10 protein-coding genes are annotated in these 12,086 nt (G+C 65.8%); 6 read left to right on the top strand and 4 right to left on the bottom strand.

Annotated elements, in window-relative coordinates; genetic code table 11:
• A complete protein-coding gene (locus tag ACUXH0_RS01645) occupies positions 1–1,053 on the bottom strand; it encodes a LacI family DNA-binding transcriptional regulator (RefSeq protein ID WP_028866907.1) in 1,053 nt (350 codons plus the stop codon).
• Between the two features lie 161 nt (positions 1,054–1,214).
• Here ACUXH0_RS01645 and ACUXH0_RS01640 point away from each other — a divergent pair, with 161 nt between their 5' ends.
• The 5 genes from ACUXH0_RS01640 to ACUXH0_RS01620 are packed head-to-tail and all read left to right on the top strand — an operon-like array spanning position 1,215 to position 7,538.
• The gene (locus ACUXH0_RS01640) at positions 1,215–2,762 is read left to right on the top strand and encodes a UxaA family hydrolase (RefSeq protein WP_182593566.1); all 1,548 of its coding nucleotides are present in this window, start codon (positions 1,215–1,217) and stop codon (positions 2,760–2,762) included.
• Positions 2,763–2,812: 50 nt separating this feature from the next.
• Positions 2,813–4,150 carry an MFS transporter gene (locus ACUXH0_RS01635; protein ID WP_024974380.1) on the top strand — a complete coding sequence of 446 codons (1,338 nt, stop codon included), beginning with the start codon at positions 2,813–2,815 and terminating at the stop codon, positions 4,148–4,150.
• Positions 4,119–4,922 (top strand): 4-hydroxy-2-oxoheptanedioate aldolase, encoded by an 804-nt coding sequence (gene hpaI, locus ACUXH0_RS01630; RefSeq protein WP_004632569.1) that lies wholly within the window; start codon positions 4,119–4,121, stop codon positions 4,920–4,922. The genes ACUXH0_RS01635 and hpaI overlap by 32 nt, the downstream gene beginning before the upstream one ends.
• Before the next feature lie 28 nt (positions 4,923–4,950).
• Positions 4,951–6,036 (top strand): tartrate dehydrogenase, encoded by a 1,086-nt coding sequence (locus ACUXH0_RS01625; RefSeq protein WP_065851638.1) that lies wholly within the window; start codon positions 4,951–4,953, stop codon positions 6,034–6,036.
• A gap of 20 nt (positions 6,037–6,056) precedes the next feature.
• A complete protein-coding gene (locus ACUXH0_RS01620) occupies positions 6,057–7,538 on the top strand; it encodes an NAD-dependent succinate-semialdehyde dehydrogenase (RefSeq protein ID WP_065851645.1) in 1,482 nt (493 codons plus the stop codon).
• On the opposite strand, the gene ACUXH0_RS01615 is transcribed toward ACUXH0_RS01620, so the two are convergent.
• The 3 genes from ACUXH0_RS01615 to ACUXH0_RS01605 are packed head-to-tail and all read right to left on the bottom strand — an operon-like array spanning position 7,535 to position 10,811.
• Positions 7,535–8,788 (bottom strand): NAD(P)/FAD-dependent oxidoreductase, encoded by a 1,254-nt coding sequence (locus tag ACUXH0_RS01615; protein ID WP_182593567.1) that lies wholly within the window; start codon positions 8,786–8,788, stop codon positions 7,535–7,537. The genes ACUXH0_RS01620 and ACUXH0_RS01615 overlap by 4 nt on opposite strands.
• 13 nt (positions 8,789–8,801) lie before the next feature.
• Positions 8,802–9,158, bottom strand: coding sequence for a RidA family protein (locus ACUXH0_RS01610; RefSeq protein WP_024974375.1), 357 nt, complete (start codon positions 9,156–9,158; stop codon positions 8,802–8,804).
• Between the two features lie 60 nt (positions 9,159–9,218).
• Positions 9,219–10,811 carry an N-acyl-D-amino-acid deacylase family protein gene (locus tag ACUXH0_RS01605; RefSeq protein ID WP_182593568.1) on the bottom strand — a complete coding sequence of 531 codons (1,593 nt, stop codon included), beginning with the start codon at positions 10,809–10,811 and terminating at the stop codon, positions 9,219–9,221.
• A 345-nt stretch (positions 10,812–11,156) separates the two neighbouring features.
• On the opposite strand from ACUXH0_RS01605, the gene ACUXH0_RS01600 reads away from it, so the two are divergent.
• The gene (locus ACUXH0_RS01600) at positions 11,157–12,086 is read left to right on the top strand and encodes a hypothetical protein (RefSeq protein ID WP_182593569.1); all 930 of its coding nucleotides are present in this window, start codon (positions 11,157–11,159) and stop codon (positions 12,084–12,086) included.

Genomic DNA, 12,086 nt, shown 5'->3' with positions numbered 1-12,086 from the left:
CTACGCGCTGTCGCGCTCAACGAGGGTGAAACCCACATCGACCGTGCGCCGTTCTTCGTCGCCGTGTTCGATGCGGTTGATCAGCAACGTCGCTGCCAGCTTGCCGATGCCTGTGCCGTCGATGCGGATGGTGGTGAGCGCGGGCGTGGTGTCTTTGGCGAACACCTGGTCGCCGTAGCCGACCACGCGGAGTTGCGCCGGCACGGCAATGCCGCGATGTTCCGCCTCCATCAGCACGCCGAGCGCAAGGATGTCTGCGCCGCAGAAGATGGCGTCGGTGTCCGGATGTTGCTCTAGCAATATGCCCAGTGCGCGCCGGCCGTCGCCGAGGCTGGCGGGGGATTCGGCGGCCATCACGGGAATGTCGGCCTCTGAGCCGAACGCCTTCACGAAGGCTTGCGCGCGGGCCTGTGCACGGCGGTCGCTCGGCGTGATGACGGCGGGGCGCTTTGCGCCGCGTTGTTTCAGATAGCGCGCCGCCGCCTGGCCGACCTTCTGGTGCGAGAAGCCCACCAGCATGTCCAGCGGGTTGCGCGTGATGTCCCAGGTTTCCACTACCGGTACGCCGGCCGCCTGCAACTTCTGCCGCACGCTGGCGGAGTGCACCACGCCCGTCAGCACGATGCCCGCGGGGCGCCGTCCGACGATCGCATCGAGCAGTGCATCTTCGCGTGATTCGTCGTAGCCGCTCTGGCCGATCAGCAATTGATAGCCCGCAGCAGCCAGCTCGGTGGTCAGCGCCGCGACCGTTTCCTGAAACACGCTGCCCGCAATCGTCGGGATGAGCGCGACGATCAACCGGCTGCGGTTGGATGCCAGTGAGCCGGCCACGAGGTCCGGCGTATAGCCGGTCTGCCGCACCGCTTCGCGCACGCGCTCGAGCGTGTCGCCCGACACCAGCTCCGGCGTGTTCAGCGCACGGGACACCGTCACCTTGGTCACACCCACCAGCTTGGCAAGGTCGCTCAGAGTGACGCGCCCGGTGTTCTTGCGCGCACGGCGTGGGGCCGCCGGCGCGGTTTCTACGAGGGACACGGTGGTGGACTTGGTCACGTGATCGATGGGCCGATTGGGGAAACACAGGGAAAAAGGGGCTAGCAATTATCGCAAAACCAGACTACGATTGCGCAAATGTTACCGGTTACATAAACCGGTAACATCAAAACTCACGATCGACTGCGGCTGCACGAGAAGACAGCCCGGAGGAGCAAAGGATGTTGCAGGCAACCCCAGCGTACGCTGGGCCGCTGATTCAGCTGAACGCGGCAGACAACGTGCTGATTGCGCGCGAAGGGCTGTCGCTCGGCGCAAACCTGTCGATCAACGGAACGACGGTGCGCCTGCGCGCGCAGGTGCCGGCCGGCCACAAGATCGCCGCGCGGCGAATCGCCCAGGGCGAAGCCATCCGCAAGTACGACACGATCATCGGGCGCGCCGCACGCGACATCGCGGCGGGCGAACACGTCCACACGCACAACGTCGAGCTGACCGACTACGCACGCGACCCGGGCTTCGGTCTGGATGTGCGCCCGGTCGATTACATCCCAGAGGCGCAGCGCGCTACGTTCAATGGCATCGTCCGCCCCGATGGCCGCGTGGCTACGCGCAACTTCATCGGCATCCTGGCGTCGGTCAACTGCTCGTCGACCGTCATCAAGAACATTGCGGCATGGTTCTCGCCGGAGCGCCTCGCGCTGTTTCCCAATGTGGATGGCGTGGTGGCATTTGCGCAGACGAGCGGCTGCGGGATGTCGTCGCCCTCGGAGCATTTCGATGTGCTGCGCCGCACGCTGGCGGGCTACGCGCGGCATCCGAACCTGGCGGGTGTGCTGATCGTCGGACTGGGCTGCGAGCGCAACCAGGTGGCAGATCTGATGACCAGTCAGGGCCTGAAAACCGGCAACCTGATGCACACGTTGGTGATGCAGGACACCGGCGGCACGCGCGCCACCATCGAGGCGGGCATCGCCGCCATCCAGAAGATGCTGCCGGCGGCCAACGACATCGTTCGCCGCCCGGTATCGGCCAGTCATATCAAGATCGGCCTGGAGTGCGGTGGCTCCGATGGCTTCTCGGGCATTACCGCCAACCCGGCGCTCGGTGCGGCGATGGATTTGCTGGTGCGCCATGGCGGTACGGCCATCCTGTCGGAAACGCCGGAGATCCACGGCGTGGAAACCATGCTCACGCGCCGCGCGGTGTCGCCCGAAGTCGGCCAGAAGCTGCTCGATCGGCTGGCCTGGTGGGAGAACTACACGCGCGGCCACAACGGCCAGTTCAACGGCGTGGTTGGGCCCGGCAACCAGCAGGGCGGTCTGGCCAACATCTTCGAAAAATCACTCGGCTCGGCCATGAAGGGCGGCACCACGCCGCTGCAGGCCGTGTACGAATACGCCGAGCCCATCGACCGCGCGGGCTTTGTCTTCATGGATTCCCCCGGCTACGACCCCGTTGCCGTGACGGGCCAGATTGCCAGCGGCGCCAACCTGATCTGCTTCACCACGGGACGCGGCTCGATGTTCGGCTCGAAACCCGCTCCGACGATCAAGCTCGCCAGCAACACGCCCATGTTCCGCCGGCTTGAAGAAGACATGGACATCAATTGCGGCCGCATTCTCGACGGCGAACGTTCGGTGGAAGAGATGGGTCAGGACATCTTCGAACACATCCTGCGTACCGCCTCGGGCGAGCGCACCAAGAGCGAACTGCTCGGTCTTGGAGACCATGAATTCGTGCCGTGGCACATGGGCATCGTGAGTTAGCGCCTCGACTCGAAGGCACGCATCACCTATTACAAAACAGGAGACAAACCATGCAGGACACGTCACAAGGCGGCCCGCGCTCGAAAGTGCGCTGGGTTGTCGCCGGCCTCATGTGGGCGGCGATTGCCATCAACTACATCGACCGCACCGTGCTGTCGGCCGCCGCGCCGCACATCCAGAAGGAATTCCACCTGAGCGCGGTGGAAATGGGCGTCGTCATGTCGGCGTTCTTCTGGTCGTATGCGCTGCTGCAGTTGCCGGCCGGCATTCTGGCCGACCGCTTCGGGCAAAAGAAGGTGCTCGGGTTTGCGGTGCTGTGGTGGTCTGTTGCGACGGCGTTGACGGGCCTGGCAAACGGTTTCAAGTCGCTGGTGGGCCTGCGTGTGGCGTTGGGCATCGGCGAGGCAGGTGCGTATCCGAGCAGCGCGGGCATCACGGGGCGCTGGTTCCCCAAACAGGAACGCGCCACGGTGGCGGCCATTTTCGATAGCGGCTCAAAGTTGGGGAGCGCCGTCGCCTTGCCCCTTATCGCGTGGCTGTTGGTGATGTTCGATTGGAAGATCACCTTTGCAGTGACAGGCGGGCTGGGCATCGTGTGGGCAGTGGTGTGGTGGGCGGTGTTCAAGGAAACGCCCGAAGCGCACAAAGGCGTGAACGCCGCTGAGTTGGCCCACATCCAACGCGGCCTGCCGCCAGCCCGCAAGGATGAACCCAAGGTGCCCTGGACGAAGCTGCTCACGCACCGGAACATCTGGGCGATGTGCATCGGCTTCTTCATGATCAACTACAACTCGTACTTCTTCATCACGTGGCTGCCGACGTACCTCGTCAAGGAACGCGGCATGGGCCTGATGCAGATGGGCCTCATGGCGTCGCTGCCGCTGTTCGTCTCGATGTTCGTGGAGGTGTTCGCGGGCTGGGCGTCGGACCGCGTGTATGCGTCGGGCAAGCTTTCGCTCACGGCCACGCGCAAGCTGTTCCTTATCATCGGTCTCGTGATGGCGTCGAGCATCGGGCTGGCGGCGTTCGCACAGTCGGCCGTTGTGGCAGTCATCCTGCTGTGCGTCGCGAAGTCTGGCACGACCGTGGCGGCGTCGCAGGTGTGGGCGCTTCCGGCGGATGTGGCGCCGGGCAACAACGTGTCGATGGTGGCGGGCCTGCAGAACAGCGTGTCGAATATGGGAGGCGTGGTCGGCCCGATCGTCACCGGCGCCATCGTGGGTGCCACGGGCTCGTTCATTCCGGCGCTGGTGTTCTCCGCCGCACTGATCGGCCTCGCGATCCTGAATTACCTCTTCCTGCTCGGCAAGGTGGAACCCATCAGCTTCGAGCCCACTCCTGAAACACATCATTCGCATGACCAACGCAATGCAGACGCCCGCGCTTAACCGACCGAACAGTTTCAAGGCCGCGCTGGCCGCCAAGCAACGCCAGATCGGTTTCTGGCTGGCGATGAGCGATCCGTACCTGGCCGAAGTGAGTGCCACGGCCGGCTTCGATTGGCTGCTGATCGACAGCGAGCACGCTCCGAACGACGTGCGCACGATCCTCGCGCAACTGCAGGCCGTGGCGCCGTACCGTGCCGAGCCCATCGTGCGGCCGTACAGCGGCGATCCCGCCCTCATCAAGCGCCTGCTCGACATTGGCGCACGCACGCTGCTGGTGCCGATGGTGGATACGGCGGAACAGGCGCGCGATCTCGTGCGTGCGGTGCGCTACCCGCCGTTCGGCATTCGTGGCGTGGGCAGCGCGGTAGGCCGTGCATCGCGTTGGAGCGCCCGCACCGACTACCTGCAAGTGGCTGATGACGAAGCCTGCTTGCTCGTGCAAGCCGAAACCGTGATCGCCCTGCAGAACCTCGAAGCCATTTGCGCCGTGGATGGCGTGGACGGCGTCTTCATCGGCCCGGCTGATCTGGCCGCGTCGATGGGCCATCGCGGCAATGCCGGCCATCCGGAGGTGCAGGCCGCCATCGACAACGCCATGCGCACGATCATCGCGTCGGGCAAGGCAGCCGGCACGCTCACATCCGACCCCGTGCTCGCACGCCACTACCTCGAACTCGGCTGCACCTTTGTCGCCACCGGCATCGACATCCTCCTGTTCGCCAACGGCGCCCGCAAGCTCGCGCGAGACTTCATCGCGCCGCAAACCGCCTGATCCTTCTTCTCTTTCCAACGGATCTGACATGACCCGCAAGACTTACCGGATCGCCGTGATCCCCGGCGACGGCATTGGCCACGAAGTGATGCCCGAAGGCCTGCGCGTGCTCGAAGCGGCCGCGCGCCGCTTCGGCATCAGCCTCGAGACCCAGCACATCGACTGGGCCAGTTGTGATTACTACCAGCAGCACGGCCAGATGATGCCCGACGACTGGAAGCAGCAACTGCAAGGCATGGACGCCATCCTGTTCGGCGCGGTCGGCTGGCCGGCCACGGTGCCCGATCACATTTCGCTGTGGGGTTCGCTGCTCAAGTTCCGCCGCGAATTCGACCAGTACATCAACCTGCGCCCCGTGCGTTTGTTTGAGGGCGTGCCGTGCCCGCTCGCCAACCGCAAGCCGGGCGACATCGACTACTACGTCGTGCGCGAGAACACCGAAGGCGAATACACATCGCTCGGCGGCATCATGTACGAAGGCACCGACCGCGAAATCGTCATCCAGGAATCGGTCTACTCGCGCAAGGGTGCAGAGCGGCTGCTCAAGTTCGCGTTCGACCTTGCACAGAGCCGCCCGCGCAAGCACGTGACGCTCGCCACCAAGAGCAACGGCATCGCCATCAGCATGCCGTGGTGGGACAAGCGCGCGGATGAAGTCGCGCAAAGCTACCCCGATGTCACGCTCGACAAGCAGCACATCGACATCCTGACCGCACGCTTCGTGCTGCAGCCGGGCCGCTTCGACGTGGTGGCCGCCACCAACCTGTTCGGCGACATCCTGTCCGATCTTGGCCCCGCCACCACCGGCACGATCGGCCTGGCGCCATCGGCCAACCTGAACCCCGATCGCACGTTCCCGTCGCTGTTCGAGCCGGTGCACGGCTCGGCGCCGGACATCTACGGCAAGAACATCGCCAACCCGATCGCGATGATCTGGTCGGGCGCGTTGATGCTGGATTTCCTGACGCAAGGGCAGGGGGCAGGCCGCGCTGCGCACGACGCCATCGTCGCGGCCATCGAAAGCGTCCTGAAAGAAGGCCCGCGCACACCGGACTTGGGCGGCACTGCCAACACCACTCAGGTGGGCGAGGCGATTGCCGCGCACCTCGGTTGAGCGACGAGAAGGAATCGATGATGGCTTTCAGCTTCGACCAACTTCGGCAGACGGGGCTCGTGCGCACCGACAACCTGATCGACGGCCAGTGGGTTGCCGGCACCGACGGCGCACGTTTTGCCGTGACGGACCCGGCCACCGGCAGCCTCATCGCCAACGTGCCCGACAGCAGCGCCGCCGACGCGCGTGCCGCCACCGACGCGGCAGCCCGCGCCTTTCCCGCGTGGCGCGACACGCTGCCTGCCGAGCGCGCTGCCATCTTGCGCCGCTGGCACGCGGCCATCGTTGCCAATGCCGACGCGCTGGGGCGGCTGATTTCTCTGGAGCAGGGCAAGCCGTTTGCCGAAGGGCGCGGCGAGGTCATGTACGGCGCCTCGTACGTCGCCTGGTTTGCCGACGAGGCCACGCGCATCTACGGCGACCTGATCCCGCAGCAGCAGCGCGGCAAGCGCATGAGCGCCGTCAAGGAGCCCGTCGGCATCGTGGCGGCCATCACGCCGTGGAATTTCCCGCTGGCGATGATTGCGCGCAAGATCGCGCCGGCGCTGGCGGCGGGCTGCACCGTGGTCGCCAAGCCGGCGGAAGACACGCCGCTCACGGCGCTCGCGCTGGCGCAGCTTGCGCAGGAGGCCGGGCTGCCGCCGGGCGTGCTGAACATGATCTCGGCCTCGCGTGAGCGCGGCATCGAGGCCGTGGCCGATTGGCTGCACGACAGCCGCGTGCGCAAGATCACCTTCACGGGCTCGACGCCGGTGGGCAAGTATCTGGCGCACGAATCGGCGGGCACGCTAAAGAAGCTGTCGCTGGAGCTGGGCGGCAACGCGCCGTTCATCGTGTTTGACGACGCGGACCTTGATGCGGCCATCACGGGTTTGCTGGCGGCCAAGTTCCGCAACGGCGGCCAGACGTGCGTGTGCCCCAACCGCGTCTACGTGCAGGCCGGCGTGTATGAGCGCTTTGGCGCCATGCTGGCCGAGCGGGTTTCCGCGCTGAAAGTCGCGCCCGCCACCGATCCGGATGCGCAGATCGGCCCGATGATCAACGCCCGCGCCGTCGACAAGATCCAACGCCACGTGCAGGACGCCGTTGCCAACGGTGCGCGCGTGCTGGCCGGTGGCAAGCGCCTGCCGGAAGTTGGCGAACACTTCTATGCGCCCACCGTGCTGGCCGACGCCAACAGCAGCATGGCCCTGTGCGGCGAAGAAACGTTCGGCCCCGTTGCGCCGCTGTTCCGCTTCGTCGATGAAGCCGAAGCCGTGCAGGCCGCCAACGACACGCCGTTTGGGCTCGCCTCGTACTTCTACACGCAGGACATCCGCCGCATCGAGCGTGTATCACGCGCGCTGGAAGCGGGCATCGTCGGCATCAATGAAGGCGCGCTCGCCAGCGAGGCGGCGCCCTTTGGCGGCGTGAAGGAATCGGGCTACGGCCGCGAGGGTTCCAAGTACGGGCTCGACGATTACCTGTCGATCAAGTACCTGTGCCAGGGCGGCCTGAACTAGCGCGCTGAATCCCAGAAGCGTTGTGCACGGAACGGGCGAACATCTACGGTAGGTGTCTCGCCCGTCATCATTTCCGCAATCAATCGCCCGCTAATCGGCCCCAACGTCAGGCCGTGGTGCGCATGGCCGAACGCAAACCACAGGCTTGGATGGTGCGGAGCAGGCCCGATGATCGGCAGCATGTCGGGCGTGCAGGGGCGGGCGCCAAGCCAGGGTTCCGCATCCACACGTTCGGCTAGCGGAAAGAGCTTGCGGGCGATGGGCTCGACGGCGTTGAGCTGCACGGGCGTCTTCGGTGCATCGCGGTGTGCGAGTTCCGCGCCGGTCGTCAGCCGGATGCCGCGCGCCATCGGTGCCAGCACATAACCGCCGTCGGCATCGAGCACGGGATGGTTCAACTGCGCACCGTGCGCGGGCGCGTAGTGCATGTGATACCCGCGCTTGACGGCCAGCGGCAGGCTGTAGCCCAGGCGCGATGTCAGTACATCCGCCCAGGGGCCCATCGCCACGACGACGTTGTCGGCGCGCAGCTCGCCTTCCTTCGTTTGCAGCAGCCACGGCGCGTTGGGCGTCAGCGTGTTGGCATCGGCTTCAAACAGGCGGCCACCGAGTTGCTCGAAATGCTTTGCGTAGGCCGTGACCAGTGCGTTGGGGTCGCTGACGGCGTCGGCTTCCGTATAGCGCAGACCACCCAGCAGCGATGTGTCCAGATGCGGTTCAACCGTATGCAGGCGTGCCGGGTCGAGCGCTTCAAACGCGACGCCGTATTCGCGTTGCCAGCGCTCGACGTTGCGCGTTTCCTTGTCCTGCGTGGCGGCATTGCGGAAGACCTTGATCCAGCCGCTGGGGCGGATCAGATGCATGGCACCGGCGGCTTCGGCCAGTGCGCGGTGCTCGCTCACGCTATGTGCGATGAGCGGCGCATACTCACGCGCAATCGCCGCGTGCCGCGTCGGGTGCGAGTTGCGCCAGTATTGCCACAAGAACGGCAGCAGTCGGGGCAGATCGCCGGGGTGGTAATGCACGTCCGCCGACGTGTTGCCCGCATAACGCAACAGCGTCGACAGATCGCGCGGGAACGCATACGGATACACACCCTCGCGCTGGATCAGCCCGGCATTGCCGAACGACGTCTCAAAGCCCGGCGCCCGGCGGTCCACCAGCGCGACGGCACGCCCGCGTTTCTGCAGATGCACCGCCACCGATACGCCGACAATGCCGGCGCCCAGCACAAGGGTGTCAAAGCGCATGGCGGCTGGCTCCTTAACCCTTGGCCAGCGCCGTGACGGCGATCTCCACGTCAATGCCCGGGCGCATCAGGCCCGACTGCACGCAGGCGCGCGTGGGCGCGTGGCCGGCCGGCACCCAGGCCTCCCACGCGGCGTTCAGCTCGGCGAAGTGCTTGGCGTCGGTCAGCCAGATGTTGGCGGAGATCAGTCGCGTCTTGTCGACACCCGCTTCGGCCAGCAACGTATCGATGCGCGCGAGGATGTTGTTGGTCTGCTCGGTGATCGACTTGAAGTCGATGTCGGGCACTTGTCCGGCCAGATGCACGATGCCGTTGGCGATCACGATCTGGCTCATGCGGGCGTTGGTGTGGAAGCGTTGGATGTCGGGCATGTCGGTTCAGTTATGGATTCAAAGAAGCGAAAGGAGCGTCGATGGTAGCGCTCCTGCGCTTCACTTGCGCAGCGCCCGCCCCGCCAGAACCTCCGGCACCGCCTTGCCATCGGCCACGGCCACCGCGCCGTTGACGAGCACCCACCGCACGCCTACAGGCGGCAGCGCCGGCTGTTCATAGCTCGCGCGGTCGGCGTAGGTGGCTGGGTCGAAGATGACCAAATCGGCAAACTTGCCCGCCTGCACGGTGCCGCGGTCTTTGATGCCGAAGATCTCAGCGGTGCGGGCGCTTGTCTGGCGGACGGCGAACGGCAGCGTTATCACGTGCTTGCGCGTGACGTATTCACCGATGCGGCGTGCGAAGGTACCGGCCTCGCGCGGGTGTCCGGCAATGCCGTCGGAGCCGCCCACAACGAAGTCCTGCTTCATGAACGCTTCCAGATCGGCATCGCTCATGTTGAACGAGACGATGTTCGTGCCGCCGTGCTGGATCACGCTGATGGCCGCATCGACGGGGCTCACGCCGAGCTTCTTGCCCAGCGCCTCGAGCGATTGCCCGTTGTATTCGGGGTTGGTGGAGATCAGCACCTGCGCCGCCGGCCCGTTGCGCTGTTGCATGGCCTTTTCCATGTCGGTGGCAATGCGCGCGCGTGTGGCCGGGTCTTCCAGGCGCTTGAGCAGCGCGTCGTTGCCGCCGTCGCGCGCCCAGCCCGGCACCAGCGCCGGAATGATGTGCGTGCTCGACGCCGTGTACGGATACTGGCTTGCCGATACGTTCATGCCGCCGGCCTGCGCCTGCCGTATCAAGCTGATGATCTCCGCGCTCTTGCCCCAAGAATCCACGCCCAGCGCTTTGATGTGCGAGATGTGGATCGGGATGCCCGACTGCTGGCCGATGTCCAGCGCCTCCTTCACGGCGTTGACGAGGCCCGTGCGGAAGTTGCCCTCGTCGCGCAGGTGCGTGTCGTAGATGCCGCCACGCGCGGCCACGGTCTTGGCCAGCGCCACCACCTCGTCGGTTTTGGCGAACAGCCCGGGTGTGTACACGAGGCCCGTCGACATGCCGAAGGCGCCGTCGCGCATGCCGTCTTCCATCAGGCCCTGCATCGCTTTGAGTTCTTCAGCCGTCGGTGCGCGGGCCACATCGCCCATCACGCGATGGCGTACCGCGTTGTGACCCACCAGTATGGCCACGTTGGTGCCGATGCGGTTGGCGTCCAGCGCCTTGAGCGTCGGGCCGATGCGGTCGAGATCCGGCCCGTCGGCTTCGAGGACAATGCCGTCGTTGCCGATCACCACCGTCGTCACGCCCTGCAGCAGGTACGGCTGGTTCTGGTGCCGATCTTTGGAGATGAGGTTGTGATAGGCGTGCGTATGCGGATCGATAAAGCCCGGCGCCACCACGAGCCCCCTCGCATCGAGCACCGTTTTCGCCTGGACGCCGGTGGCGGAGGGCTGGACCAGCACGATGCGGTCATGGCGGATGCCGACGTCGGCCACGAACGGCACGCCGCCGCTGCCGTCGACCACGGTGCCGTTGCGGATCAGGATGTCGACCGGTTCAGGCTCCGGCGCAGCACCGGCGGGGCCGGCGAGGGCAAGGCTCAGGATGAGGGCGGACAGCAGGCACTGCGGCAGACGGTGTGGGCGCATATCGGCTTCCTTTGAGTTTGCAGCGAGTGTAAGGAGCCTTGTGGCACACATCACATGCAAATGGTTCGGGCTCGTATGCGCGGCGGACATGCTGACCCTTGCCAGCGGACGCGCCCACATTAAGGCGCCGATACAACACTCAGAGATTTCAACATCTGAATTAAGAACAACTAATTGCTCGCAAACCCTTGTCGGCATTGGGCCCGCCCAGACATTAGCAACAATGTGCGGCTGTCCCCACTCCAGAGGGGGCCACCTGCGTTGCCCCGATGACACAATCGCCGAAATTCAGTAATCCATGCTGCGCTACGGCGCGCCGCATGGCGGACCCGGACAAGGAGCTTCATGCAAGGAAGGTGGATTGCGATATCGGCGGCGCGTGCGCGGGCGCACCGGCTTTATGGCGTTCGCGGCTGGCTGGTGACGCTGCTGTGGTTGAGCACGTTGCCGGCGCTGGTGGTGGTTTTGGCGATGGCCATGGTGCTGATGCTGGGCGAGATGGGCGGTGGCGCGGCGCGGCCGGTGCTGGCGCTTGCTGGGCTGGCGTTTCCGTTGGGGCTGGTGGTTGTGGCGTTTTTGCGCGTGCGCTGGTTTCCATGGGTCTGGTTGGGCTATTGCCTGCTGCAATTGCTGGCCACGCTGGGCATGAGCGGTGGGATCAAGGCGTGGGCCGCGCAGGCATCGGGCGGCACGGCGGCGGGGTTACCGCTCGCGCTGTTGCTGGCGGCGGAGGTGCTGGTGCCGCTCGGGACGCTGGCGTATCTCGCCCGGTCGCGCCGCGTGCGCGTGACGTATCGGCATGAGGTGCGCGCGAACGATCCGGCTGCTGCGCCGGCCGTATTCGACAGGCTCAACCCCAACGAAACGGCAAGCGATGCCACCGACCACGCGCGCGAACGTGCTGCACTGCGCCGTGTGACGCACGAGCTGAGTTCCGGCGTGCTCGACACGCAAACCTGGATGTACGTGATGCGCCATCACGCCGAAGCCACCGATGGCGCGCGCACCACCGCCTATGTGCGGGCGCGCATGGCGGTGCTGTGTCCGCCGGCACATGTGCATCCGCCGCTCGTGCGTACGCTCGCATCCGGTTTGGGTGCGCTGCTGGTGAGCCTGGTCGCAGCGGGTGCGCTGATGGCCGCGGTGATTGCGCTGGCGCTGCGCGTGCCCGGCGATGCCACCGCGCTACTCCAGCTGGTCGTTGCCGTGGCGCTGACGTTGAGCTGGTTGGTGGGGCTTTTTGTGGGCGCGCGCTTCCTGCGCGCCGTTGCCTGA

The sequence above is a fragment of the Ralstonia sp. 110700041-2 genome (assembly GCF_056280165.1).
The sequence above is the reverse complement of the archived record's forward strand: the minus strand, read 5'-3'. Positions and strand labels throughout refer to the sequence as shown.

Bases quoted from the DNA above. Each gene is read 5' to 3' on its own strand.
- ACUXH0_RS01640 (WP_182593566.1), top strand. From the start codon at position 1,215: ATGTTGCAGGCAACCCCAGCGTACGCTGGGCCGCTGATTCAGCTGAAC.
- ACUXH0_RS01635 (WP_024974380.1), top strand. From the start codon at position 2,813: ATGCAGGACACGTCACAAGGCGGCCCGCGCTCGAAAGTGCGCTGGGTT.
- hpaI (WP_004632569.1), top strand. From the start codon at position 4,119: ATGACCAACGCAATGCAGACGCCCGCGCTTAACCGACCGAACAGTTTC.
- ACUXH0_RS01625 (WP_065851638.1), top strand. From the start codon at position 4,951: ATGACCCGCAAGACTTACCGGATCGCCGTGATCCCCGGCGACGGCATT.
- ACUXH0_RS01620 (WP_065851645.1), top strand. From the start codon at position 6,057: ATGGCTTTCAGCTTCGACCAACTTCGGCAGACGGGGCTCGTGCGCACC.
- ACUXH0_RS01615 (WP_182593567.1), bottom strand. From the start codon at position 8,788: ATGCGCTTTGACACCCTTGTGCTGGGCGCCGGCATTGTCGGCGTATCG.
- ACUXH0_RS01610 (WP_024974375.1), bottom strand. From the start codon at position 9,158: ATGCCCGACATCCAACGCTTCCACACCAACGCCCGCATGAGCCAGATC.
- ACUXH0_RS01605 (WP_182593568.1), bottom strand. From the start codon at position 10,811: ATGCGCCCACACCGTCTGCCGCAGTGCCTGCTGTCCGCCCTCATCCTG.
- ACUXH0_RS01600 (WP_182593569.1), top strand. From the start codon at position 11,157: ATGCAAGGAAGGTGGATTGCGATATCGGCGGCGCGTGCGCGGGCGCAC.